Raw genomic sequence first — 25181 nt, 5'->3', positions numbered from 1 at the left:
AGAAAAAGCACTGTTTTCGATGTGAAACGTTTAAGTTCAAGATAAATTATGGATTTCAAGATTACTTCGCAATATAAGCCTACGGGCGATCAGCCGCAGGCCATCAGACAGCTCACCGAAGGCATTCAGCAGGGGGAACCGGCACAGGTACTCCTAGGCGTTACCGGTTCGGGTAAAACCTTCACCGTGGCCAACGTCATCGCCAACGTGGGAAAGCCTACGCTGATATTGAGTCACAACAAGACGCTCGCCGCACAGCTCTATCAGGAGATGAAGGGATTCTTCCCCGAGAACGCTGTGGAATATTACGTCTCCTACTACGACTACTATCAGCCGGAGGCCTATCTGCCTACCACCGATACCTACATCGAGAAAGACCTCGCCATCAACGACGAGATAGATAAGCTGCGTCTCGGTGCCGTCTCGGCTCTGCTCTCGGGCAGAAAGGATGTCATCGTGGTTTCTTCCGTTTCGTGCATCTACGGTATGGGCGGACCGGTGGCGATGCAGGAGAACATCATCAAGATTCAGAAGGGGCAGCGGATAGATAGAAACGAGTTCCTCAGAAAACTGGTGGATGCGCTCTACGTGAGAAACGACATCGACCTGCAGCGTGGCAACTTCCGAGTGAAAGGCGAAACCGTAGACATCTACATGGCTTACAGCGACAACGTGCTGCGCGTTACCTGGTGGGATGATGAGATTGACGGCATTGAGGAGGTGGATTCCCTCACCTACCACCGCCTCGCCTCGTTCGATATCTACGAGATTTATCCTGCCAACCTCTTCGTCACCACGAAGGAGCAGCAGGAAAGTGCCATCCGCATGATTCAGGACGACCTGTTGAAACAGGAGGATTATTTCAAGAGCATAGGCGATGGAATCAAGGCGCAGCGCATCAAGGAGCGTGTGGAGTACGATATGGAGATGATCAAGGAACTGGGCCACTGCTCGGGCATTGAGAACTATTCCCGATATTTCGACGGCAGACATCCGGGAGAACGCCCTTACTGTCTGCTCGACTTTTTCCCGAAGGATTTTCTCCTGGTGGTAGACGAGAGTCACGTGAGCATTCCGCAGATTGGAGCGATGTACGGCGGAGACAGGGCGAGAAAGCAGAACCTGGTGGAATATGGTTTCCGATTGCCAGCCGCCTTCGACAACCGTCCGCTGAAGTTCGAGGAGTTCCACAGTCTGATTCACCAGGCCATCTACGTAAGTGCTACCCCAGCCGATTACGAGCTGAGAGAGGCGGAAGGCGTAGTGGTGGAACAGCTCATCCGTCCTACGGGATTGCTGGATCCGGAGATTGAGGTGCGTCCGAGCGAGAATCAGATTGATGATTTGCTCGACGAGATTCTTACCCGAACCCATAGAAACGAGCGTGTGCTCATCACCACCCTGACCAAGCGAATGGCGGAGGAGCTGACCGAGTTCCTGCTGAACCATAACGTGAAGGCGGCGTATATTCACAGCGATGTGGCTACGCTCGACCGAGTGAAGATTATGAACGATTTGCGAGCTGGCATATATGATGTGCTGGTGGGAGTCAACCTGCTTCGTGAGGGTCTCGACCTGCCTGAGGTTTCGCTGGTAGCCATTCTTGATGCTGATAAGGAAGGATTCCTGCGCAGTCACCGTTCGTTGACCCAGACAGCCGGTCGTGCCGCCCGAAACGTGAACGGAAAGGTGATTATGTATGCGGATAAGATTACGGACAGCATGCAGAAAACCATCGACGAGACGGCTCGCCGAAGAAGCATCCAGTTGCAATACAATGCCGACCATGGAATTACGCCGAAGCAGATTCAGAAGGCCATCACCTCTGCCCTGCCTATGGGTAAGGAGGAGGAAGCTGCTTCCGGAGCAGCTGCTATCAAGAGCATCAGGGGTGCTCAAGGCGTTACTGGCGTCAAGGGAGCCGAAGGTTCTAAGCAGCGTGTTTACATCGAGCCGGATAGTGCCACGATGGTTGCCGACCCTATTGTCCGCAGCATGAGCAGGGAGGAATTGGAGAAGAGCATCGCCAACACCACCGCTCTGATGAAGCAAGCCGCCAAGGATCTCGACTTCATGCAGGCTGCGCAGTATCGTGATGAAATCATACGATTGCAGAAGGAACTGGATGAGAAAGTGTAATGATTGGATAAGAAAATGTAATGAAAACTCTTATTTTTGCAAAACGCAGAAATGAAGAAAGAAAGCACTTATTCATAATATCCTTAAGGATAAATATATTTAGCCTTAAGGCAAAAAATAAATACCCTTAAGGCTAAATTTATTTTGCCTTAAGGGTATTATTTTATCTGTTTGCTCCATTCTTTATAATTGTAAAGATAGCATCAAAAACACTATCTTCTAAAGATAGCCTCTCATTTAAAAGATTGCTTCCTTATTCAAAGGAAAGCTTTTTCAGGCGGGTGCGCAACTGCTCAGCCTCGCTCTTCCTTATCGAAAGCTTGATGGTGCACGTATTATCAAACGTCTGGTCCACGATGCGGGGATTCATCTCTTTCACTATCCTCATCACATCATTCATCATCGGATAGGTGAAATCGTAGGTAACGATTTCCTCCACCTGCTGCGTCACCTCCTCGCAATGCGCCAGGGCGTCTATCGCAGCTTCACGATAAGCTACAATCAAACCGCTGGTACCCAGTTTCACTCCGCCGAAATAACGGATTACCACGATAAGAATATCCGTTAATTCGGCTTTCGTAATCTGGCCCAGAATAGGCTTGCCCGCTGTAGAAGAAGGCTCGCCGTCATCATTGGCACGGAATTCGGTGCGCTCGGGCCCCAGCATATAAGCATAACAACAATGTCGGGCATCGTAATATTTCTTACGGTACCCGGCAACAATCTCCTTCACCTCGTCAACTGTAGTAACGTGGTGAGCAAAGGCGAGAAACTTACTCCTTTTCTCGGTGTAATATCCCTCGCCTACTGTATCTGATATGGTCTTGAATTCGTCAATCATTAATCAAGCTTGTGAATAATCAATCCGCTACGCAACTTAGGCTCAAACCAGGTTGCCTTTGGCGGCATAATCTTGCCACTGTCTGCAATGTCCATAATCTGCTGCATGGTGATTGGATGAAGGGCCAGCGCCATCTTCATCTCACCACTATCCACACGGCGCTTCAACTCGCCGAGTCCACGAAGACCGCCCACGAAGTCGATGCGCTTGTCTGAACGCAAGTCCTTGATGCCCAGAATGTCGTCGAGAATCAGACGGGAAGAAATATCTACATCGAGCACGCCGATTGGATCCTCATCATCGTATGTTCCCGGCTTGGCAAACAAACCGTACCACTTGCCGTCCAGATAAACGAGGAATGAATGCAGCGCGGCTGGCTTCAGAATATCCAAGCCAAACTGCTCGATAGCTGCATCAATGTCAAACTTCTCGTAGCAAGGGATTCCCTCCTCATCGCCAGATACGTTTACATTAATCGCATCAATCTCTATTACCTCGAAGTTCTTGGTCAATGCATCGAGGAACTCTTCTGAAGTCAAGCCATTCAAATCCTTCACCACGCGGTTGTAATCGAGGATGGTCAACTGGCTTGCCTGGAAGCATACAGCCATGAAATAATTGTACTCCTCCTTGCCGGTATGATTAGGATTCTGCTTCGCCTTCTCAGCGCCCACCAGGGCAGCAGCAGCCGAGCGGTGATGGCCGTCGGCGATGTAGAGGCTAGGCATCTTGGCAAATTCAGCCGTGATGGTAGCGATGTCCTTATCGTCGCTGACAATCCAGAACTGGTGGCGGAAGCCATCGATTGGGGCGATGAAATCATACTCAGGTTCTGTTGCCGCATAGCGCATCAGAATTTCATTGAGCACGGCGTTATCAGGATAAGCAAAGAAGACTGGTTCGATGTTGGCGTTGCAGACACGAACGTGCTTCATGCGGTCCTCTTCCTTGTCACGGCGGGTGAGCTCATGTTTCTTGATGACGCCCGTCATGTAATCATTCACGTAGGCACCTACCACCAAACCATATTGGGTCTTGCCGTTCATGGTCTGTGCATAGATGTAATACTGTTCCTTATCATCCTGCTTCAACCAGCCGTTTTCCTGGAACTTCTTGAAGTTCTCTGCAGCGCTTTCGTAAACGCGAGGATCATATTCAGAAGTACCCGGCTCGAAGTTGATTTCAGGTTTAATAATATGATAAAGGCTTTTCTCGTTGTTGCCAGCCTCGGTGCGAGCTTCCTCAGAATCAAGGACATCGTATGGACGAGACTCAACTTGCTCTACTAAATCTTTTGGGGGACGAATGCCCTTAAATGGTTTAACTATAGCCATAATGTTTTATTGATTTTAATGAATAAAAGCCCATAAAGGGCACTAGCTAAAGCACCCTCTATGAGCTCTCTTATATCCTAAATTTTATTTGTTTACTTGATATTTTGTGCAGCCATCAGCAAAGAACGCATTGATCTGCTTAGCTGCGGCAATACCGGCATTGATGTTAGCCTCGGCTGTCTGCGCACCCATCTTCTTTGGGGTTGAGAAGTAGCGGCCCTCGAACTTTGCGAAGTCGGCGTCAGCATCTGGCTTGATGTCGGTGATGAACTTCAAGTCCTCACGCTCAGCGAGAAGTTTCAGGAGCTCTGGCTCATTGATTACCTCCTTGCGGGCAGTGTTGATAAGAATACCACCCTTAGGCAACTGGTTCACGGTCTTATAGTCGATGCTCTTGATGGTCTCTGCAGTAGCAGGGATATGAAGAGAAACGATGTCGCAAGTCTGGAACAACTCATCCTGAGATTTCACGGCGTGAACACCGGCAGCCTCGATTACATCTGCTGGGCAGAAGGCATCATAGGCAGCTACCTCCATGCCGAAGCCCTTGGCGATACGAGCCACGTTGCGACCTACATTACCGAATGCCAGGATACCCAACTTCTTGCCCTTCAACTCAGAACCAGCCTTACCGTTGTAGAAATTACGAACGGTGAAAACCAGCAGACCGAATACCAGCTCGGCAACGGCGTTGGAGTTCTGACCCGGAGTATTCTCAGCCACCACGTTGTGAGCAGTAGCAGCAGCCAGGTCGATGTTGTCGTAACCTGCACCTGCACGAACGATAATCTTCAGGTTCTTGGCAGCGTCGAGCACCTCGGCGTCAGCCTTGTCAGAACGGATAATCATCGCGTCCACATCCTTCACTGCATCGAGAAGCTGAGCCTTCTCTGTATATTTTTCGAGCAGCACCAATTCGTTGCCTGCTCCCTCTATTTCTTTCTTAATGCCTTCCACAGCAGCCGCTGCGAATGGCTTTTCTGTTGCAACTAATACTTTCATATTTGAATCCTTTAAGAAACAATTATCATCAAGGATAACTATTAACTTTTAACTATAAACTGTTAACTATCAATTAGTGCTGTGCTTCAAAATCCTGCATTGCCTTGACGAGTGCCTGAACACCCTCCATGGTCTGTGCATTGTAGCAGCTGGCACGGAAACCACCCACTGAGCGGTGTCCCTTGACACCTACCATGCCACGCTCTGTAGCGAAGTCAAGGAATGGTTTTTCCAACTCCTTGTACTCGTCGTTCATCACGAAGCAGATGTTCATCAATGAACGGGAAGCCTCTTCCACTGTACCCTTGAAGAGCTTGTTGCGGTCAATCTCAGCATAGAGCACCTCAGCACGCTCGTGGGCACGCTTGTCAGCAGCTTCCACACCACCATTCGCCTTCAACCAGCGCAGGTTCTCCATCAGGGTGTAGATAGGAACCACAGGAGGAGTATTGAACATACTGCCCTTCTCTACGTGGGTGCGATAGTCGAGCATGGTAGGAATCTCACGAGGAGCCTTGCCCAGCATCTCATCCTTCACGATGATGACGGTAACACCAGCCATAGAGAGGTTCTTCTGAGCACCTGCATAGATGGCAGTGTACTTGGAAACATCTACAGGACGGCTCATGATGTCTGAAGACATATCAGAAATCAAAGGCACGTTCACGTCTGGATCTACACGAAGCTCAGTACCATAAATTGTATTGTTGCTAGTAAGATGCAAGTAATCACAATCAGCTGGCACATTGTTAGGCACCTGTGGGTAGAAAGTGTAGTTGGCGTCCGACGATGATGCGATCTCCACGACCTCACCAAAATGCTTCGCCTCTTTCATAGCCTTCTTAGCCCAAGTACCAGAATTAATGTAGGCAGCCTTCTTGATGAGGAAGTTGGCAGGAATCTGCATAAACTGCAGCGACGCACCACCACCAAGGAAGATTACGGAGTAACCCTCAGGAATGTCAAGAAGCTCCTTGAAGAGGGAGACAGCCTCGTCGACAACTGGCTGGAAATCCTTAGCACGGTGGCTGATTTCCATCAATGAAAGACCTGAACCATTAAAATCCAAAATCTGCTTTGCTGTGTTCTCAATCACTTCGCGTGGAAGCATTGATGGACCTGCGTTAAAATTGTACTTCTTCATCTTTTTATGTTTTTATTTAAGTGATTTACGTATACGATTCCTGCTAGCAGGAAACTTACTTGCACAATCCACCCATAAAGGATATTGAGTAATCCTCAAAGATGGATTTACGACTGCGAAATTACACATTTTATTTGAAACTACCAAATTTTCGTGCACATTTTTAGCGTTTTGCGCAAATTTCTTTCTTTTTGTTAGAGGTTTTAACATAATTCCCGTATATTTATGCAGGAAATTACGATTTATAACCAAAAAAGCCTCATCCGGAAACAGATTCCAAGATGAGGCTATTATTATTTGAAGAACTATCTCACTTCTTCTACAATGGTCTTCACACCCTTGATTTTCTCGCCCTTCACATTGTTCAGCACGCTGCGCAGCTTGGTACGGGTGATGGCTGCATAGGCGTAGCGGTCGTTCACATCTATCTTTCCAATCTCAGAAGAGTTCAGTCCGCCCTTCTTGCAGAGGAAGCCAAGAATATCGCCCTTGCTGATCTTGTCCTTCTTGCCCTTACCTATATATAAGGTAGCCATCCTTGGTTTGGCTGGCTGCGGCAGCTCATCGGCAGATGGAACTTCATAATCCTCCACCTCTGAATCCACGTACTCCGGAATGTGCTCCTCAGGACCCAACAGGAAGAAGGCTCTTCCGTGCGCTTCCCAGCGGGCTGTTCTACCCACACGGTGGATGTAGCCGTCCTCGCTCTCCGGAATGTGATAGTGGATGATGTTGTCGATGTCCGGAATGTCAAGACCACGCGATGCGAGGTCAGTGCTCACCAGGATATTGGCGCTGCCGTTGCTGAATCGGTAGAGTGATGCTTCGCGCTCCTTCTGCTCCAGTCCACCATGGAAGAACGAAGTAGAGAAGCCCTGCTCCACCAGATACTTGTTGGTGCGCTCCACACTGTCGCGATAGTTGAGGAATACGATGGTGCTCTGGTCGCCCAGACTGCGGAGAAGCAGACCGAGACTCTCCAGCTTATCCTTCACCGGACTTTCCACCTTATATATATGTACACGGTCTGGCACCTGCTCCTCGTCCATGCGATAATCTATCTTATCCACCCTGCCCATGTGAACGAAGCGAGGAATCTCCTCTGCCTCGGTGGCTGAAAGCAGGAAGTGACGGCGCAGACCCGGCAACTTCTTGATGAGTCGGCTCATCTCGTCCTGGAATCCCATCTCCAGACACTTGTCAAACTCATCGATAATGAGATATTTGATGTGGTAAGGCGAAAAGTTTCCCTTGTCCAGATGGTCATTCAGTCGGCCCGGTGTTCCGAAGATGATCTGCGGGCGCACCTGCTTCATCATTCTATGCTCGTCCATCGCAGCCCTACCTCCGTAGCACGCCATGGCTCTCAGTCCGCTGCCCATGTTCTTGAGCACGGTAGCCGACTGCAGTGCCAGTTCTCGTCCCGGAGTCACCACGATGGCCTGCGGCTCATCATCGGCAGCATCCACCAGTTGCGAAACCGGCAGCAGATAAGCCAGCGTCTTACCGCTACCCGTTGGCGAAAGCACCACCACATCCTGGTTGCCGTGCAGGATAGCGTTCATCGAATCCTGCTGCATTTCATTGAGCTCAATGCCCAATTTATCTAAAATTCTATCTATCATATTTTTTATGCTAATCAGTTGTAAAATCTAATCAGTTATTTATTTCTGTTTCATCACCTTATCTATCTCATCAAACTCCTTGCCCATGTTGAGGTTCAGATAGATGGTATAGAGCGGAAAGGCCCATTTGCCCTGTTCCTTCGGTTCCATTTCCCGATATTTCACCAGATAAGGCAGCGCCTTCTTGTAGTTTGCCTCCACCTGTTCCTTCACCTTGCGCGAATTGTGCGAATTCTTGTCCTGCTCCACGGCAAGATTGAAGTAGCAGATGCCTGCATTGTAATATGGGTCGCCCAGTTTCTGGTTCACTTCGATTACCTTCTTGCTCACCTCGATGCATTCCTGCAGCTTGCCCTGCTCCAGGAGCAGATTCGATTTGGCGGCAAGATACACGTCACTGTCGGGAACTACAGTCAGTGCCTCGTTTACCACCGTCATCGCTGAGTCAAGCTGGTTGCGCACCACGTAATACTCCACCAGTCGTGGGAAGAAGTAAGGGAAGGTAGGCACCCTCTTGAATCCTTCGTTCAGCGAAGCCACGTAGCGCGCCGTATCCTTCTCCAGCATATAGGTCTCGGCAAGATACTGCAACATATAATTATAATGCACCGTATCTTTCAGTGCCTCGTAAGAATGATGCAGGGTTGCCTTCGGGTCCTTCATCTTATAGCCGGAATACACGGCATAGTAGGCGGCTGTAGGCAGATGCTTGTCCTTCACGCCATAGTTGTACTGCTTGAACATCGGCTGACTGGCGCACTCTATGTAGCAGTCAAAGAACTTGTAGGCGTCGGGATATTTCTTCTTGTTCAGAAACCAGATGCCGCCGTTGTAGAGATTGGAACGGATATGAGCCAGATACTCGCCGTGACCCTTGCGGAACTCAAAGTCCCTCCTGCCCTTCTTGTCGGGCGCAGTCTCTACGGAGTCATACTGAAACGCCACCTCAAAGAGCTGACGGGTGTAGTTGAAGAGCTGCGCCGTATCGTATTTCTGCTTCAGATACAGCTTCTCGTTACCCTGCTCATACTGTTTGCGAACGGCATCGAAGTAAATCGTCCAGATTTTCCTGTTGGTACGGTTCGCCGAGTCGGCAAGCAGTTTCTTCATGCTTGCCGCTGCCTGGTCGAGATTCTTTCCCGCCTTCACCTGGTCCTTAGCTGTCTGAATCTCCTTCTTCTGAGCCGAGGCCGCCACGGGCGACATCAGCATCAGAAACATCAGCGCAAACGCCTTCCATATATTAACCTTCCTTTTCATCATTCATTCTTTTTTATGTGATATAATTCCCAAAACCATTTTATAGGATTTCTATCCCAAAAACTGCTTTTACTTGCTGCCATACTGGTAATAATACCAATAGGTGTTGCCATACGTATCACGCAGAGCCGACTGGCGTTCCACCGGATTGGCGTACTTCGCCTCCATGGTCTGGTAATCCTGATAGTCTGCATCCATCACGTTTTCGTGGTATTCGAAAATCGGATGACTGCGCAGATGGCAATAGAGCACCAGCGCCTCCTTGTAATGGGTAGGCAACTTGGCCGATTCTAATTTGTAATGCTTGCCCACCTGTCTCACGAAATCGTCTATCTTGCGGTCCAGCAAGAGCGCGCAGAGCTGGTAGTCGGCAGGAATCTTATACTTCAGATGATGCTTCACCATCCATGCCGACGGCTTGTTCATCCATCCCGGATACTTCCACATCATCGCCTTCACCGAGGTTCCGTTAGGCATCATCGCCTCGCTGCCGCCCACCAGCGGATAGGTGAAGAGCTCGCTGCCCAACTGGCCTGTTTCGTTGAGGCAGGCGATGCGGAGCATCGTGAGCGACGAATCCGTCTGCAGCGATTTCCTGCCCACCTCTAATGCCTTTTCATACTGTTTTTCTTTCATCAGATGTTCCATCTTCATTCGCTCGTGGAAGAGCCTGTCGTTGTTGCCGATGAAGAGCAGGGCGATGGTCATCACGAGCAGCTGGCTGATGTTGAGCCAGGAGTAGTGCGAGAACCAGCCGAAGCTATGAGGCTCCTGCTCAAGCGGTTCCAGCTGGCGAACCACCCACATCACGCCGCCCCACACCAGCAGGCTGAATGGCAGGAAGAACCACCACCAGCCCAGGGAATGATGAACGTCGATGTCGTTCGGAACGTCGGTAATCAAAGCCAGCAACAGAAATGAAGGGAAATAAGTCAACCCATGGAAGCGGCGCTTCACGCGGGTTGCGGCGTATGCTCCCAACTGCAGCAGAAAGCATACGGCGGTTATCAGGAGCGGCGCAAGCGTATAGAAATAGTCGGTCTTTCCATCCGACAGTACGTGCTGCCCCACGGCTAAGATGTCTGCCTGGTAACAAGCCAGGTAGGTATAACTGAATACGAAAAAAATGATAGCACAGGCGAAGCGCATCTTCGCCGTGCTATTCCTTTTATTACTCATAAATCAACATTTAATTTTTCTTGAGCACCAGTGCCGAACGTGCCGGCAAGTAAAGCTTCAGCCATTCCTTGCGATCGTTCACGTATACAGGGTCGTAGTTGGTAAGATGGGTCATCTCGTCGTCGTTCAGACCATTACCGCCAAATGCCTTGTTGTCGGTGTCGAGTACCACGCTGTAGGCTCCCGTAGGTACCAGGAATCCATAGTCGGTAAACGAGCGGGTTGGCGAGAAGTTGAACACGAAGAGCAGGTCGCCGCGCATGTAGGCGAGCACCTGGTCACCATCGTTGTGCCAGATTTCCACCACCGGTGTCTTGTTAAAGTTCTTTTCACTCTTGATGGTCTTGAGCATCTCCTTGTCGAAGTCGCCCAGATAATGATAGCAGAGCTCATGGTTGTCCACAAGGTTCCACTGTCTGCGGGCGTACTTGTAGCTCCATCCGTTGCCCTCGCGTGGGAAGTCAATCCACTCTGGGTGGCCAAACTCATTGCCCATGAAGTTCAGGTAGCCGCCGTTGATGGTTGATGCTGTAGCAAGACGGATCATCTTGTGCAGGGCGATTCCGCGGTGAACCATATCGTTCTCGTCGCCCTTCTTGAAGTGCCAGTACATGTCGGCGTCGATGAGGCGGAAGATGATGGTCTTGTCGCCCACCAGTGCCTGGTCGTGACTCTCGCAGTAGGAGATGGTCTTCTCGTCGGCACGGCGGTTCTTGATTTCCCAGAAGATGCTAGATGGCTTCCAGTCTTCATCCTTCAGCTCCTTGATGGTCTTGATCCAGTAGTCAGGAATGTTCATCGCCATGCGGTAGTCGAAGCCGTAGCCGCCGTCGGTAAACTTGGCAGCCAGTCCTGGCATTCCGCTCACCTCCTCGGCTATGGTGATGGCATTCTTGTTCACCTCGTGAATCAGACAGTTGGCAAGGGTCAGATAGCAGATGGCATTGTCGTCCTCGTGACCGTTGAAGTAGTCGCCGTAGTTGCAAAATGCCTCGCCCAGTCCGTGGCTGTAGTAGAGCATGGAAGTTACACCGTCGAAGCGGAAACCGTCGAAGTGGTATTCGCTGAGCCAGTACTTGCAGTTGCTCAGCAGGAAGTGCATCACCTCGTCCTTTCCGTAGTCGAAGCAGAGGCTGTCCCAAGCCGGATGCTCGTGTCTGTCGCCCGGATAGAAATACTGGTTAGGGTCGCCGGCAAGATTGCCCAGACCTTCCAGCTCGTTCTTCACGGCGTGCGAGTGCACGATGTCCATGATGACTGCGATTCCGTTCTGATGGGCGGTATCGATGAGGTCCTTCAGTTCCTCAGGCGTTCCGAAGCGGCTGCTTGCTGCGAAGAAGCTGCTCACGTGGTAGCCGAAGGAGCCGTAGTAAGGATGCTCCTGGATAGCCATGATCTGGATGCAGTTGTAACCGTCCTCAATGATACGTGGCAACACCTTTTCCTTGAATTCCGTGTAGGTGCCCACCTTCTCGGCATCCTGTCCCATTCCGATGTGACACTCGTAGATGAGCAGCGGAGCGGTGCAAGGCTTGAAGGTCTTCTTCTTCCACTTGTAAGGTTCCGGGCTCCACACCTGTGCAGAGAAAATCTTGGTCTGCTCGTCCTGAACCACACGGTTGGCCCATGCAGGGATTCGCTCGCCTTCTCCGCCTTCCCAGTGCACCTTCATCTTGAAGAGGTCGCCGTGCTTCATCGCCTTCTCCGGCATCTTGAGCTCCCAGTTGCCTGTGCCCTTGATGCGCTTGGCGCGATATTTAGGCGACTCCTGCCAGTTGTTGAAGTCACCGATCAGATAGATGTCGGTGGCGTTAGGTGCCCACTCGCGGAACACCCATCCCTTCTCGGTCTTGTGCAGTCCGAAGTAGTCGTATCCGTTGGCAAAGTCGCTGAGCGTAATCTTGCCGTTGCGGGTAAGCTGACCCAGTTTCCAGAGTGCATGTTCATGACGGCCTACGATGGCTGGCTCAAAGTCTGCCAGGTATGGGTCGTTCTTTACCAGTCCTATATGTTTGGGTGCAGCAGCCTTCACTGTTTTCTTGGCTGCAGTCTTCTTGGCACAAGCCTTGGCTGCGGTCTTCGTGGCTGTTGTCTTCTTAGCTGAAGTTTTCTTTTCTGTTGCCATATATCATGATTTTAGATGGTTAGTACTTTGTTGCTTTTCAGGGAAGGATGCTTTAAGCCTTTACCTTGAAGATGGCCTTATGGATGTCACCCTTGCCGATGCATGGCTGATGACCGTCCTGTGGGAAGAAGATGGCAAACTGGCCTGGCTTGCAGGTTACCAGTGTCTGCGCCTTCACTCCTGGATACAGGGTGCAATCCTTTGCCTCGTTGTACTCCACCTCTGGCAGGTCCTTCACTGGAGAGTAGCCGTAGGTCTCCTCTGTGTTCAGCGGAATCTGGATGTCGATCATCTGGCGGTGAGCCTCGATGGTAGCCTCTTCCTCTGTCTTGCCGTGAGCCACGGCGATGTTTACGAAGAGGTCGCTGCCCTGGATAGGGTGCTTGCCAGTCTCCAACTTAGCGAGATCATTTTCCTTGATAAATTTCACTACTTCTGCGAAGAGTGGATTGAGAGAAACGTATTTCTCCAAATTGTCTAATGTATCAATTACCATAGTTTTACTATATTAATTTCTTTATTAATTATATTCTCTATTAATTATATTCTCTATTAATTATATTCTCTAATCAAGTTTTACAAGTAACCTCCGGTCCCCGAAGGGGGCCAACTTTCAATAACCGCTGGTGGAATGACCGAAGGTCATGGAACCTGCGGACAACCAACAGGAGGGAGAATGCGTCCCCGAAGGGGGCGAACCACATCCAGACTTGCTACTGTTCGCCCCCTTCGGGGACGATAGAGAATGTGTGTGTCTGCTATCCGCAGGTTCCATTCCCTTCGGTCATTCCACCCGCGGTTATTCACATTCGCCCCCTTCGGGGACGGCAGAATGCCACATGCGAAAGTTCAGTATTTTATGTTCTGCTCATTTTCTGAAGAGATTAATCTTCAATTTATTTTCTGAAGAGATTAATCTTCAAATCTTTTTCCGTTCTCATAAACGCCCTTGGCTGTTACCTGGCCGTTGCGGTCTTTCTCCACGAATCTGCCGTCGCGGGCATCCTTCTTGTAGTTGCCCTCAAAGCGCTTGCCTTCCTTGGTCTCCTCTATGCAGAAACCCTCGCGCTTGCCGTTGCGATAGACGCCCTTGAAGCGGTTGCCGTTGGCGTAGTGAATCACCACGTTGCCGTCTACATGACCCTTTCTGAACTCGCCCTCGTAGATGTCGCCGTTCTTCTTGGTCAACTTGCCCCTGCCGTTCTGCAGGTCGTCCTTCCAGGAACCTACGTAGATATCACCGTTCTTCCAGATGAAGGTACCCTGTCCCGAACGCTGACCGTCGAGAAACTGTCCGGTGTATTTCGAGCCGTTGGCTGAACGGAAGATTCCCTCGCCGGTGCGCTCGCCCTGGGCATAGTCGCCCTCGTAGACGTCGCCGTTGTGGAACTTGTAGATTCCCTTTCCGTCCTGGATGTCATCCTTCCAGTCGCCGATGTAGGTGTCGCCGTCAGCATATTTGAACGTACCCTTTCCCGAACGCTGGTTGTCCACCCACTGTCCGTCGTAAGTGGTTCCGTCGCCCCAGTCGAAGAATCCGTTGCCGTTCTTCATGTCGTTCATCCACTGGCCTTTATACTGCGCTCCGTTCGAGTAGGTGTAAGTACCCCTGCCCTGTCGCTTGTCCTTGTACCAGTCGCCGTCGTACTTATCGCCGTTATAATAGTACATCACGCCGTGTCCGTGCTGGAAGTCACGGAACCAGAGTCCCACATATTTATTATTGTTCTGGAAATAATACGTGCCCTTTCCGTGCTGCTGGTCCTGCAGCCACTGTCCCTCGTAGCGTTCGCCGTCGGAGAAGGTGTAGACACCATATCCGCTTCGTTTGCCCTTCAGGTAGGAACCCTCGTAGGTGTCGCCATTGGTGTAGACGGTGGTTCCCTTGCCCTGCGGCTTTCCGCTCACCATCTCGCCCTTATACTGTCCGCCGTCGCGGGTGATGCAGGAGCCGAGCGAGATTTTCTGGGCAGATGCTGCCAGTGGCGACAGTGCCAGCATCAGGGCGAGCATCAGGGGCTTGCCTGCGGTTAAAGCCTTGCTCACCCACATAGGGTTGTTATATTCGTTTGTCTTATATTTCATGTCGATTATAGTCTTTATGATTTGAAATTCAGTCGATAAGATTCGATGTTCCGTCGATAATCTATCGATTCAATCCCCAAAGTTAGCGGTTTTTCGGCAAACAGCCAAATAGATTAAACAAATTTAAGGTAAAAAGAAGAAAAATAATAGTTATCAAGAAAAAATAATATCAAAACACAATAATCTGCCCATTACGCCGTTTCTAGAAAATAACAATTTTTATCGAACCCAGCAAATCAAACACATATATGATTTTGAATTGTGCAATAATAGACGAGGACCCAGGAGCCTTGGAGCTCCTGAAGAAGTACGTCGACGATACGCCGACGCTCAACCTCATTGGTGCCTATCCCAGCGCCATCCATGCAGTAGACGGTATTCGCCACAACCATCTGGATATACTCTTTCTTGCCATCCACATGCAGCAGATCAGCGGATTGGAGTTTGCCAAGATCGTACCCAAGAACGTAAAGATTATCTTCACCACTGCCTTCAAGGAATATGCCATCGAGGCTTATAAGGTGAACGCCTTCGACTATCTGGTGAAGCCGATAACCCACGAAGACTTCATGGGAGCCTGCGAGAAGGTGTTCAACAGCTACATGCAGGACAACAAGTACAATCCCATCAAGCGCGACAAGTTCCTGATTGTAAAGAGTGATTTCAGATATGTCCGCATTCCCTTCGAGAAGATTCTCTTCGTTGAGAGCCTGAAGGACTACGTGATGTTCCATCTGGAAGGAGGAGAATGCATCACGACGCTGAGCAACCTGAAAAGACTGGAGGAGAAACTGCCGGGGGAGATGTTCAAGCGGGTTCACCGTTCCTATCTTGCCAACATGACCAACTTCGACACCATCGAGCGCATGAAGATGATTTACGGCAAGTTGGCCATCCCGATTTCCGAATCCTTCAAGGACGAAATTCTCAAGTTCATCGAAGAGCACGAAATATAAAAAAATAAGTGCGCCCCCTTGCCGGAGGCGCACTTATTTTTTTATATTCCCGCAATCTGTCCCGGAGTAGAAACGAAGATATGGGCACCATGGGCGATGAGGAAATCCAAATCACGGAAGCCCCAGAGCACACTGATGCACGGCATTCCGCTGTTCTTCGCCGTCATCACGTCCACATCGCTGTCGCCAATGTAAACCGCCCCGTCTCTATCGGCGTGCAACTGGCGCAAGGCTTCGTTCACGGTATCAGGAGCCGGTTTCTTCCTGATATCCTCACGCTCTCCTATCGCCACCTCTACCAGGTCGCCGAAGAAATGACGGCAGAGTGCCTGCGTTGCCGCATAAAACTTGTTGCTCACCACGGCAATCTGCTTGCCCCTGTCCTTCAGTTCCCTCAGCATCTCCATCACGCCCCTGTAAGGCTGCGTCGTGTCAAGATTGTGCATCATGTAATGCTGGCGGAAATCAGCATACGCCTTCTCAAACTTCTCGTTCTTCTCGCCATCCGGAACGGCTCTTATCATCAGCAGCTTCACGCCGTTTCCCACAAAGCGGCGCACCTCATCCAGGGTTCTTTCGGGCATTCCGTTCTTCTTCAGGGCGTAGTTGCAGCTAGCCGCCAAGTCCTGCAGCGTGGAGAGCAGCGTACCGTCAAGGTCGAAGATGTAAGTATCGTAGTTAAACTGCGCATGAGGCGACATTCTCTTTACCCTGAAATCGCCGCCATGCAGCACGCAAACGTCGTTGGTAAAGAGGCGCACCTCGTCGGGCGCACCGGTGGTGTAGGTGCTTTCCTCCTTCACCTGTCCGTAGGCGTAGCCCGTGCCCATCGTTCGGTTCTCGCCATACTCCCAGCGCTTGAAGGCCTTCGTCTCCGCATCCACCACCACATATTTATATTCCAGCGGCGATTCCAGTGCCAGCACGTTCACCGAGAGCACCCAGTCGTCGCCCTGCAGATGGGTCATCGGCAGATAATGGTCGGTGTTCCATTCGCCCAGGGTTGGATGGTTGCCCAGCAGTCCCAGTGCCTCGTTCTCGTGCAGGCGTGGTGCGGAAACCTTGAAAATCACGGTCTGCTCGAAGATAGGCAGTCTTGCCACCTCGTCGCCCTTCCACTGGGCAGGCACGGTGTAGTTAGACACCTCTCCCGTCAGCTCCACCTCGTCGTCGAGCCAGAAGTCAGAAAAGATGTAGTTCATGTTGGCATCATAGGTGTAGGCACGGGGCGAACGCACCGACTCCCTTCTCATCAGGGCGCCCTTCGCATCCACTACCTTATAATAATAGGCGATGGCGCTGTATGGATGATGGCGGTTCTGACGGGCATGCGTCTCTGCCAGCCAGTGATAACCGTCTGCCGTGTTCAGTGCAAGATCGAGCGTCTCACGCTTTCCGTCGCGCGAGAAGAAGGTGATGTCAGCATGCACCGTCTCACCCCACTCCGCCTTATAGGCTATCGTAAATTTCATTCTCATATCTTCATTCCGTATTAAATCTATCATTTCTTCTATGCAGGTATTTTTACCATGCAAGGGTCTTTTTATCCTGCAAAGGTACGGAAAAAGTTCATACCACGGATAAAGAAATCGGGAATTAACCTATTTTAATTGACAACGCTTTGCTATTTGCCATTTTTACTGTACTTTTGCACCGTAAAACGTTTAAAACGGAAAACCGTTCAAGAGAAAAACGTTAAGATTGAAAAATCGTTTAAATCAGATAAATGAAAATGAAGAAAAAGTCAGTTTCTAAGTTGTATCTCTATGGGGCCATCGGCTGCGTGGCGGCGATTGCCTGCATAGGTTATCTCTACTGCTTCTCGGCGTTCTCGAAAAGCAGCGAAACCAAGTATGTGTATATCGACACCGACGATAATATCGACTCGGTATATAATAAGGTGGAACCCTTCGCCAAGAGCATCCCGATGCAGGCGTTACGTACGCTCACCCATCATTCGGGCTACGCAGACCACATCCGCACCGGCCGCTACGCCATCCATCCCGGCGACGGAGCCTTCAAGGTGTGGAGACATCTGAAGAACGGACTCCAGGAACCGATGAACCTCACCGTGCCTTCCGTGCGCACCATCGACAAGCTCTCGGCAGAACTCAGCAAGAAACTGATGCTCGACAGTCTGGAAATCCGAAAGGCACTCACCGACGAGGCCACCTGCGAGAAGTATGGCTACGACACAGCCACCATCGCCTGCATGTTCATCCCGAACACCTACGACATCTATTGGAACGTATCCGTCAGCAAACTGCTGGATAGAATGAAGAAGGAGAGCGACAAGTTCTGGAACTTTGAGCGCACCCAGAAGGCGAAGGCGATGAAGCTCACCCCGGTAGAGGTAATCACCCTGGCGAGCATCGTGGACGAAGAGACCGCCAACAACGCCGAGAAGCCGATGATTGCCGGCATGTATTACAACCGACTGATGCTCCGCAACGCCGAATATCCAGAAGGAATGCCGCTGCAGGCAGACCCAACCATCAAGTTCGCCTGGAAGCAGTTCGGGCTGAAGCGCATCTACAACAACCTGCTGAGTATCAAGAGCCCGTATAATACGTATAAGAATCCGGGACTTCCTCCTGGTCCTATCCGCATCCCTTCGGTGGCAGGCATCGACGCCGTGCTCAACCACGTAAAGCACGAGTACATCTACATGTGCGCCAAGGAGGATTTCAGCGGTACCCACAACTTCGCCCGCACCTATCAGGAGCACCTGCAGAATGCGGCTAAATACACCAAGGCACTCAACGAGAGAGGAATTAAGTAGGCTTCCGTTCAGAAAACCTGCATGATAATTCCCAAAACATACAGAAAATTCATAGGGAAACTTGCAAAATGTCACTCATTTTGCAAGTTTTCTTATTTTATATTTGGTAGTCTCCCAAAATAGTTGTAATTTTGCAGCATTAAACATTCCATTTAAAGAATTTATTACATGAACAGAACGATTATTACAGTAGTAGGCAAGGATACCAAAGGTATCATCGCCAAAGTTTGCACCTATTTGGCAGAGAAAGACGTCAACATCCTCGATATCTCCCAGACCATCGTGCAGGAGTATTTCAACATGATGATGATTGTCGACATGGGTAAGATGAACACATCTTTCGAAACTGTTGCCGATGAACTCGATGAGCTCGGCAAGAGCATCGGCGTTCAGGTAAAATGCCAGCGTGAGGAAATCTTCAACATGATGCACCGCATCTAAGTGATTCTGCTGGGTGATTCATCTATAAAAGTTATTCATTTTTAAAGTCAATAGAAGGAAAATGATCAATATATCTGAGGTAATAGAAACCAACAAGATGATTGAGCAGGAGAACTTCGACGTGCGCACCATCACCATGGGTATCAACCTCCTGGATTGTGCCACTTCCGATCTCGACCAGCTCTGTGAGAACATCTATAACAAGATAACCCGTCTTGCCAAGAACCTGGTGAAGACCGGTGAGGATATTTCTAAGGAATACGGTGTGCCTATCGTCAACAAGCGCATCTCCATCACTCCTATCGCCCTGGTAGGCGGCTCGGCCTGCAAGACCACCGACGACTACGTGAAGATAGCCAAGACCCTGGACAAGTGTGCCAAGGAACTGGGCGTCAACTTCCTGGGCGGCTACTCTGCCATCGTGAGCAAGGGTATGAGCAAGAGCGATGAACTCCTCATCCGTTCCATCCCTCAGGCGATGGCACAGACCGATTTCATCTGCAGTTCCGTGAACGTGGGTTCCACCAAGACCGGAATCAACATGGACGCCGTGCGCCTGTTGGGTGAAATCGTGAAGGATACAGCCGAGGCTACCAAGGACAAGGGTTCCCTGGGTTGCGCCAAGCTCGTGGTGCTCTGCAATGCGCCGGATGACAACCCATTCATGGCAGGTGCCTTCCATGGTGTTTCTGAGGCCGACGCCGTAGTGAGCGTAGGTGTCAGCGGACCAGGTGTGGTAAAATATGCATTGGAGCAGGTGAAGGGCGAGAGCTTCGAGGTGCTCTGCGAAACCATCAAGCGCACAGCCTTCAAGATTACCCGCGTGGGCCAGTTGGTAGCCAAGGAGGCTTCCCGCCGACTCAACGTACCATTCGGAATCATCGACCTCTCTCTGGCTCCAACTCCAGCCATCGGCGACAGTGTAGCTGATATTCTGGAGCTTATCGGACTGGAGCGTGCCGGTGCCCCTGGTACTACAGCCGCCCTTGCCCTGTTGAACGACCAGGTGAAGAAGGGTGGAATCATGGCTTCCTCTTACGTAGGCGGTTTGAGCGGTGCCTTCATCCCTGTATCTGAGGACCAGGGCATGATCAATGCCGTAGAGGCTGGTGCGCTGACCATCGAGAAGTTGGAGGCGATGACCTGCGTGTGCTCAGTAGGTTTGGATATGATCGCCATCCCTGGCGACACTCCAGCCACCACCATTTCGGGCATCATAGCCGATGAGGCTGCCATTGGTATGGTGAACCAGAAGACCACAGCCGTGCGCATCATCCCTGTAGTGGGAATGAAGGTAGGCGACACCGTAGATTTCGGTGGTCTCTTGGGTTATGCGCCAATCATGCCAGTAAACAAGTTCAGCTGCTCAGATTTCGTGAACCGTGTAGGCAGAATCCCTGCTCCTATCCACAGCTTCAAGAACTAAGCAGGATTTTCAAGATATAATAGCTAGAAATAGGGTGCGTCATTGACTTATGACACACCCTATTTCATTTTCTTCATTTCATTTTCTTCATTGTTTTTCTTCATTGTTTTTCTTCATTGTTTTTTCTTCATCGGATTATGCGGATGAATCGGAACCTTAACCGCCTCCTCGGATTACGCACGGATTTTAAACGGAAACTCGACCTTACGGTCGTGGCGATACCCCCTAAAGCTTGCACTAAGAGGCTTATAGCTACGGGCTAGAGCTATGATCACGTGCTAGAGCAATGATTACGCGCTAGCCCAATGGCCGCAAGGCCAAATCCGTTTAAATTCCGTGCGTAATCCGTAGAGCAAGAATGTTCCGTTAACTCCGCGTAATCCGATGAAGAAAATTCGATGAAAAAATTCGATGAAAAAATCCGATGAAGAAAAAAAATACGATGAAGTTTTTTATTTGTTAAACATTTCTAACGAATTTCGGATATTCTGAAAAATATTTGTATCTTTGTGTTCTTGAAATAAGTAATAAAAAGAAATGCACAAGATAAAAACATGTGCTATATAAGTCGAACTTAATTAGTAATAACCATGAGCAAGTATTTTGCAGAATCAGAATTGATTATCAATGAGGATGGAAGCTGCTTCCACCTCCACCTCCGCCCAGAACAAGTGGCAGATAAAGTAATCCTAGTAGGCGACCCAGGCCGCGTAGCCCTCGTAGCATCCCACTTCGAGGAGCAGGAATGCGAGGTTTCAAGCCGAGAGTTCCACGCCATCACCGGAACCTATAAAGGCAAGCGAATCACCGTGCAGAGCACCGGAATCGGCTGCGACAACATCGATATCGTGGTCAACGAACTCGATGCCTTGAAGAACATCGACTTCACCACCCGCACCGAGAAACCCGAGCACACCACCCTCACCCTCGTGCGCATCGGCACCTGCGGCGGTCTGCAGCCAGAATGCCCAGCCGGAACCTTCGTAGCATCGCAGAAGAGCATCGGCTTCGACGGCCTCATCAACTTCTACGCCCGCCGCAACGAAATCTGCGACCTCGAAACAGAGGCAGAGTTCAAGCGCCAGGTAAAATGGATGGACCAGATAGGCAATCCATACTGTGTAGATAACGACCCGGAACTGCTCAATCAGATAGCCGGCGACGATATGGTACGAGGAATCACCATCGCCTGCGGCGGTTTCTACGGTCCGCAAGGCAGAGAACTGCGTGCCCCACTCGCTGACCCAGAGCTTAATGCAAAGATAGAAGCATTCGAGCATAACGGACTGCGCATCAACAACTTCGAGATGGAGAGCTCCGCCCTAGCCGGCCTATCCCTCCTCTTGGGCCACAAGGCATTAACCTGCTGCATGGTCATCGCCAACCGCCGCACAAAGAAGGCCAACACGGGCTACAAGAGCACCATCGACAACTTGATAAAAGTAGTATTAGATAGAATTTAAAGTAAAAGAAAAATGAATCAAGAAGAATGTATCTGCGCCCTGGCAACCCCAGCTGGCGGCGCCATCGGAATCATCCGACTCAGTGGCAATAACGCCATTACCATCACCGACCAGGTTTTCACCGCAGCCAGCGGCAAATCCCTGACCGATGCCAAGCCCAACACCCTCCACTACGGAGAAATAAAAGATAAAAACGGCAACACCATCGACGATGTAATGGTAAGTGTCTTCAAGGCACCCCACAGCTACACCGGCGAAGACTCCACCGAGATTTCATGCCACGGCAGCAGATACATTCTGCAGCAAGTGATGCAGTGCCTGATACAGGCAGGTTGCCGCCACGCACAACCGGGCGAATACACCCGCCGTGCCTTCATGAACGGCAAGATGGACCTCTCGCAGGCAGAAGCCGTTGCCGACCTCATCGCCTCCACCAACAAGGCAACCCACCAGATGGCGATGAGCCAACTGAAGGGTCACTTCAGCAACGAGCTCTCCACCCTTCGTGAAAAACTCCTCAAAATGACCTCACTCCTCGAACTGGAACTGGATTTCAGCGACCATGAGGACCTGGAGTTTGCCGACCGCACAGAGCTCCACGCCCTGGCCGAGGAAATAGAGAAGAAGATAACCGCCCTCGCCCACTCCTTCGAAACCGGCAACGCCCTGAAGCAAGGCATCCCTGTAGCCATCGTGGGCAAGACCAACGCTGGCAAGAGCACTCTTCTCAACCGTCTGCTGCAAGATGACAAAGCCATCGTAAGCGAAATCCACGGTACTACGCGCGACGTCATTGAGGACACTACAGACATAGACGGCATTACCTTCCGCTTCATCGACACGGCAGGAATCCGATCCACCGACGACAAGGTGGAGCAGCTGGGCATAGAGCGCACCTATCAGAAGATGAAGGAAGCCAAGATTCTCATCTATCTCATCGACGGAAGCACTGATGATGACCAGCAGGATAAAGACATGGACGAGTTTATGGAGATTATTAATGACTACGACTGCCCGAATATAATCTTAGGTATCAACAAGTTTGACGACATCACGGAGTATGATGAAGAGAATATCAATGGATTCAACGCTATGACGGAAAGTCTCAACTCGTTCAATGCGTTCCAAAGCCAGTGTAGCGGAAAACCATTGAAGACACTCAACATAGTTCCGATGAGTGCCAAGTTGGGTTACAACATGGATGGTCTCAAGGAAAGTCTGGTAAAGATTGCCAATGTTCCAGAGATTACGGAGAACGATGTCATCATAACGAATGCCCGCCACTACGAGGCGTTGACGAAAGCCAACGAAAGTCTGCAGCGAGTATTGGAGTCGATGGATGCCGGCATGAGCGGCGACATCATCGCCGAAGACCTCAAGATGGCATTGGAAGAGCTGGGCGAAATCACTGGCGGACAGATAAGTAGCCAGGAAACGCTGAATAACATCTTCAAGCACTTTTGCATCGGAAAGTAACCCCCTGGACAGCACTAAAACGAACATTTTTATAACTGCTTGCAAGCCACCTACTTAGGTGGCTTTTTTCGTCTTAACACATTCCATTTGTAATTTGCTGAAACCAATATTTTGGTGTATTTTTGGCTCAAATTTCATTCGTGGCCCTCAATTCTGTGAGAAAATGGAAAGCCAAAATTCTATTTTTGGACACCAATTGCAAATTCTGCAAACCTTTCCAGTGACCGACATTTCTCATGTTGGACACCATCATGAAAATTGCTGCAAAAACGTGAAAATTGCTGCAAAAGAATTAGGGGGACTCATAGGGTACTAAATAGCAAACAAAAATGAGGATTTTAAGAAAATGTGAGGTATGTGGTGAAGAGTTCATTGCTACCAAAATCACAAATAAGTATTGCTCCAAGAGGTGTGCTCGTGTTGTGCATCGGAAGAAAGAAGCTGAGAAAAAGAAAAAAGCAAGAGAAAGTAAGAAGGACGATGCTCAGAATTTGCAAAGTCTGGAAATCGCTTCTCGACCTTTCTTGACACCTTCAGATGTTGCATTTCTTCTTGGTGTTAGTGTTACTACTGTGTATCGATGCTTTTACTCTGGAACACTCAAAGCTGTCAGACTACGACGTAAGACATATGTTCGTCGTGAAGATCTTGATAAATACTTTGAGGAAGCTGGTGCATACAAGAAGAAAAGCTATAAACGCAAAGATGACCAGGAGTACTATACTTTGCGTGAAATCATGGAGAAATATAATATCGGTCGCAAGGCCGTATGGGGACGCTGTGACCGTTTGGGTATTCCAAAAGTCTATGTAGGACGTAACACCTTCTTCAGTAAAAAGGCAGTTGATGCAAAGTTTGCAGACCTTCTTGAAGAAATCAATCTCGACAACTACTATACAATGGATCAGGTGATGGACATGTATGGTATGACTCGAACTAATGCAATGAGTTTTGTTACTTATCATAAGGTACCAAGAGTTAACCGTAATGGTAAGGCTTACTATTCCAAGATACATATTGATAGTATCAAGCAAAAAGGCAATGAGGTAGATCCGGACTGGTACACTTACGAAGAGATTTCAGAAAAGTATGGCCTAACAAAGGATCAGATTAGCTACACTCTTAAAAATTATGATGTAAGGACTGAGAAGCGAGGTAAGTTCACGATGATATATAGAACCGACTTCGACAAGATTACTCAACAGCGAATGGGCAACACCAAGAAAGTTGAGAACTTGGATGGTACAGAACGTGTCATCTTCCAACCAAAAGCACAGGAGAGAGCATGTCCTCCTACTCCAGAAGGATATTACTCAACTGAGGAAGTGGCAGAAATGTTCAAGATCACCATCAAGCATGTCGGTGTGATGACCAGAGAGAACAAAACTCCTAAAATAGCTCTTAAAAATTTCAACTTCTATGAGAAGAAGGCCATTGATATCCTGTATAATCAAAAGCATAAGTATGCGGATATAAATGACTGGATCACTCCTGAAGAGATGAGAGATACCTACAAGATGACGCATGACGCAGTACGTTCATTCATCCACCGGCATAAGATACCTTCAAAAGTTGAATATGGAGTAACCTACTATTCAAAGCAGCACATCCAGGTGCTGAAGACTGGATATTTCGAAGGAAGAGAACGCTACTATTCCGTAGAAGAAGCAATGAAGAAGTATGGAATGACAAAGGATATTGTACATTATTACGTCAAGCATTACAAAGTCACTAAAGTAAAGAAGGGGCAATTCATGTTCTTTAGAAAAGAAGAATTCGACAGACTCATGGAAAAACGTTTCAAAAATGATGATTTGAAAACAGATTATACTGAATAGTATGATTTACTTTCTCTTTACTGCTGTCAATGTAGTATCATTTAGGAATTTTGCAACCGAATTTT

Annotated in this window: 19 protein-coding genes and 1 pseudogene; 8 read left to right on the top strand and 12 right to left on the bottom strand. The window is 49.5% G+C overall.

Translation table 11 applies throughout. The annotated features are described in order from the left end of the window. The first annotated feature begins 48 nt into the window (after nucleotides 1–48). Nucleotides 49–2139 (top strand): excinuclease ABC subunit UvrB, encoded by a 2091-nt coding sequence (gene uvrB / locus KUA49_RS09675; protein ID WP_218411483.1) that lies wholly within the window; start codon nucleotides 49–51, stop codon nucleotides 2137–2139. A 253-nt stretch (nucleotides 2140–2392) separates the two neighbouring features. Here the strand turns inward: uvrB and KUA49_RS09670 are convergent, their stop codons facing one another. The 10 genes from KUA49_RS09670 to KUA49_RS09625 all read right to left on the bottom strand — a co-directional run bounded on the left by KUA49_RS09670 (nucleotide 2393) and on the right by KUA49_RS09625 (nucleotide 14662). Further along, nucleotides 2393–2980 (bottom strand): IMPACT family protein, encoded by a 588-nt coding sequence (locus tag KUA49_RS09670; RefSeq protein WP_119249538.1) that lies wholly within the window; start codon nucleotides 2978–2980, stop codon nucleotides 2393–2395. Beyond that, nucleotides 2980–4314, bottom strand: a complete 1335-nt coding sequence (locus tag KUA49_RS09665; RefSeq protein WP_218411484.1) for a DUF1015 domain-containing protein — start codon at nucleotides 4312–4314, stop codon at nucleotides 2980–2982. Before KUA49_RS09665 ends, KUA49_RS09670 begins: the two co-directional genes overlap by 1 nt. An 84-nt stretch (nucleotides 4315–4398) precedes the next feature. Beyond that, nucleotides 4399–5316, bottom strand: coding sequence for an NAD(P)-dependent oxidoreductase (locus KUA49_RS09660; protein WP_218411485.1), 918 nt, complete (start codon nucleotides 5314–5316; stop codon nucleotides 4399–4401). Nucleotides 5317–5389: 73 nt separating this feature from the next. After that, nucleotides 5390–6460 carry a 3-phosphoserine/phosphohydroxythreonine transaminase gene (gene serC, locus KUA49_RS09655; RefSeq protein WP_203049371.1) on the bottom strand — a complete coding sequence of 357 codons (1071 nt, stop codon included), beginning with the start codon at nucleotides 6458–6460 and terminating at the stop codon, nucleotides 5390–5392. A gap of 305 nt (nucleotides 6461–6765) precedes the next feature. Continuing rightward, a complete protein-coding gene (locus KUA49_RS09650; RefSeq protein WP_218411486.1) occupies nucleotides 6766–8085 on the bottom strand; it encodes a DEAD/DEAH box helicase in 1320 nt (439 codons plus the stop codon). 39 nt (nucleotides 8086–8124) lie between these two features. Continuing rightward, nucleotides 8125–9348 (bottom strand): hypothetical protein, encoded by a 1224-nt coding sequence (locus tag KUA49_RS09645; RefSeq protein WP_318331602.1) that lies wholly within the window; start codon nucleotides 9346–9348, stop codon nucleotides 8125–8127. Between the two features lie 66 nt (nucleotides 9349–9414). After that, a complete protein-coding gene (locus tag KUA49_RS09640; RefSeq protein WP_218411487.1) occupies nucleotides 9415–10524 on the bottom strand; it encodes a DUF6057 family protein in 1110 nt (369 codons plus the stop codon). A gap of 10 nt (nucleotides 10525–10534) precedes the next feature. Continuing rightward, a complete protein-coding gene (locus KUA49_RS09635) occupies nucleotides 10535–12649 on the bottom strand; it encodes an alpha amylase C-terminal domain-containing protein (RefSeq protein ID WP_218411488.1) in 2115 nt (704 codons plus the stop codon). Nucleotides 12650–12701: 52 nt separating this feature from the next. Next, nucleotides 12702–13145 (bottom strand): YhcH/YjgK/YiaL family protein, encoded by a 444-nt coding sequence (locus KUA49_RS09630; RefSeq protein WP_203038368.1) that lies wholly within the window; start codon nucleotides 13143–13145, stop codon nucleotides 12702–12704. Nucleotides 13146–13561: 416 nt separating this feature from the next. Continuing rightward, the gene (locus KUA49_RS09625) at nucleotides 13562–14662 is read right to left on the bottom strand and encodes a phosphatidylinositol-4-phosphate 5-kinase (protein WP_256624734.1); all 1101 of its coding nucleotides are present in this window, start codon (nucleotides 14660–14662) and stop codon (nucleotides 13562–13564) included. Nucleotides 14663–14988: 326 nt separating this feature from the next. On the opposite strand from KUA49_RS09625, the gene KUA49_RS09620 reads away from it, so the two are divergent. Beyond that, a complete protein-coding gene (locus KUA49_RS09620) occupies nucleotides 14989–15690 on the top strand; it encodes a LytR/AlgR family response regulator transcription factor (RefSeq protein WP_218411489.1) in 702 nt (233 codons plus the stop codon). A gap of 41 nt (nucleotides 15691–15731) precedes the next feature. Here KUA49_RS09620 and KUA49_RS09615 read toward each other — a convergent pair whose 3' ends face one another. Together KUA49_RS09615 and KUA49_RS09610 are read right to left on the bottom strand one after the other, a co-directional pair. Then, a complete protein-coding gene (locus KUA49_RS09615; RefSeq protein ID WP_256624735.1) occupies nucleotides 15732–16391 on the bottom strand; it encodes an HAD family hydrolase in 660 nt (219 codons plus the stop codon). 123 nt (nucleotides 16392–16514) lie between these two features. Further along, nucleotides 16515–16892 (bottom strand): annotated as a pseudogene (locus tag KUA49_RS09610) (carbohydrate-binding module family 20 domain-containing protein); the annotation flags it as partial. A gap of 530 nt (nucleotides 16893–17422) precedes the next feature. On the opposite strand from KUA49_RS09610, the gene mltG reads away from it, so the two are divergent. From mltG to KUA49_RS09575, 6 genes are all read left to right on the top strand, one after another. Continuing rightward, nucleotides 17423–18472: an endolytic transglycosylase MltG gene (gene mltG, locus KUA49_RS09605; protein ID WP_256624729.1), complete on the top strand. Its 1050-nt coding sequence runs from the start codon at nucleotides 17423–17425 to the stop codon at nucleotides 18470–18472. 168 nt (nucleotides 18473–18640) lie between these two features. Next, nucleotides 18641–18913 carry an ACT domain-containing protein gene (locus KUA49_RS09600; RefSeq protein WP_203038364.1) on the top strand — a complete coding sequence of 91 codons (273 nt, stop codon included), beginning with the start codon at nucleotides 18641–18643 and terminating at the stop codon, nucleotides 18911–18913. A 61-nt stretch (nucleotides 18914–18974) separates the two neighbouring features. Next, the gene (locus tag KUA49_RS09595) at nucleotides 18975–20339 is read left to right on the top strand and encodes a PFL family protein (protein WP_203038363.1); all 1365 of its coding nucleotides are present in this window, start codon (nucleotides 18975–18977) and stop codon (nucleotides 20337–20339) included. 590 nt (nucleotides 20340–20929) lie between these two features. Further along, nucleotides 20930–21802: a nucleoside phosphorylase gene (locus KUA49_RS09590; protein ID WP_218411492.1), complete on the top strand. Its 873-nt coding sequence runs from the start codon at nucleotides 20930–20932 to the stop codon at nucleotides 21800–21802. A gap of 12 nt (nucleotides 21803–21814) precedes the next feature. Beyond that, entirely contained in the window at nucleotides 21815–23278 is a 1464-nt protein-coding gene (gene mnmE / locus KUA49_RS09585; protein ID WP_218411493.1) for a tRNA uridine-5-carboxymethylaminomethyl(34) synthesis GTPase MnmE, read from the top strand. A gap of 491 nt (nucleotides 23279–23769) precedes the next feature. After that, nucleotides 23770–25116: a helix-turn-helix domain-containing protein gene (locus KUA49_RS09575; protein ID WP_412178606.1), complete on the top strand. Its 1347-nt coding sequence runs from the start codon at nucleotides 23770–23772 to the stop codon at nucleotides 25114–25116. The last annotated feature ends 65 nt before the right edge of the window (nucleotides 25117–25181 follow it).

The sequence above is a fragment of the Segatella copri genome (assembly GCF_019249655.2).
GTDB lineage: Bacteria > Bacteroidota > Bacteroidia > Bacteroidales > Bacteroidaceae > Prevotella.
Note: the sequence above shows the minus strand (reverse complement) of the source record. Positions and strands in the feature narration are given on the sequence as shown.

Bases quoted from the DNA above. Each gene is read 5' to 3' on its own strand.
- uvrB (WP_218411483.1), top strand. From the start codon at position 49: ATGGATTTCAAGATTACTTCGCAATATAAGCCTACGGGCGATCAGCCG.
- KUA49_RS09670 (WP_119249538.1), bottom strand. From the start codon at position 2,980: ATGATTGACGAATTCAAGACCATATCAGATACAGTAGGCGAGGGATAT.
- KUA49_RS09665 (WP_218411484.1), bottom strand. From the start codon at position 4,314: ATGGCTATAGTTAAACCATTTAAGGGCATTCGTCCCCCAAAAGATTTA.
- KUA49_RS09660 (WP_218411485.1), bottom strand. From the start codon at position 5,316: ATGAAAGTATTAGTTGCAACAGAAAAGCCATTCGCAGCGGCTGCTGTG.
- serC (WP_203049371.1), bottom strand. From the start codon at position 6,460: ATGAAGAAGTACAATTTTAACGCAGGTCCATCAATGCTTCCACGCGAA.
- KUA49_RS09650 (WP_218411486.1), bottom strand. From the start codon at position 8,085: ATGATAGATAGAATTTTAGATAAATTGGGCATTGAGCTCAATGAAATG.
- KUA49_RS09645 (WP_318331602.1), bottom strand. From the start codon at position 9,348: ATGATGAAAAGGAAGGTTAATATATGGAAGGCGTTTGCGCTGATGTTT.
- KUA49_RS09640 (WP_218411487.1), bottom strand. From the start codon at position 10,524: ATGAGTAATAAAAGGAATAGCACGGCGAAGATGCGCTTCGCCTGTGCT.
- KUA49_RS09635 (WP_218411488.1), bottom strand. From the start codon at position 12,649: ATGGCAACAGAAAAGAAAACTTCAGCTAAGAAGACAACAGCCACGAAG.
- KUA49_RS09630 (WP_203038368.1), bottom strand. From the start codon at position 13,145: ATGGTAATTGATACATTAGACAATTTGGAGAAATACGTTTCTCTCAAT.
- KUA49_RS09625 (WP_256624734.1), bottom strand. From the start codon at position 14,662: ATGCTCGCCCTGATGCTGGCACTGTCGCCACTGGCAGCATCTGCCCAG.
- KUA49_RS09615 (WP_256624735.1), bottom strand. From the start codon at position 16,391: ATGTCGCCTCATGCGCAGTTTAACTACGATACTTACATCTTCGACCTT.
- mltG (WP_256624729.1), top strand. From the start codon at position 17,423: ATGAAGAAAAAGTCAGTTTCTAAGTTGTATCTCTATGGGGCCATCGGC.
- KUA49_RS09600 (WP_203038364.1), top strand. From the start codon at position 18,641: ATGAACAGAACGATTATTACAGTAGTAGGCAAGGATACCAAAGGTATC.
- KUA49_RS09595 (WP_203038363.1), top strand. From the start codon at position 18,975: ATGATCAATATATCTGAGGTAATAGAAACCAACAAGATGATTGAGCAG.
- KUA49_RS09590 (WP_218411492.1), top strand. From the start codon at position 20,930: ATGAGCAAGTATTTTGCAGAATCAGAATTGATTATCAATGAGGATGGA.
- mnmE (WP_218411493.1), top strand. From the start codon at position 21,815: ATGAATCAAGAAGAATGTATCTGCGCCCTGGCAACCCCAGCTGGCGGC.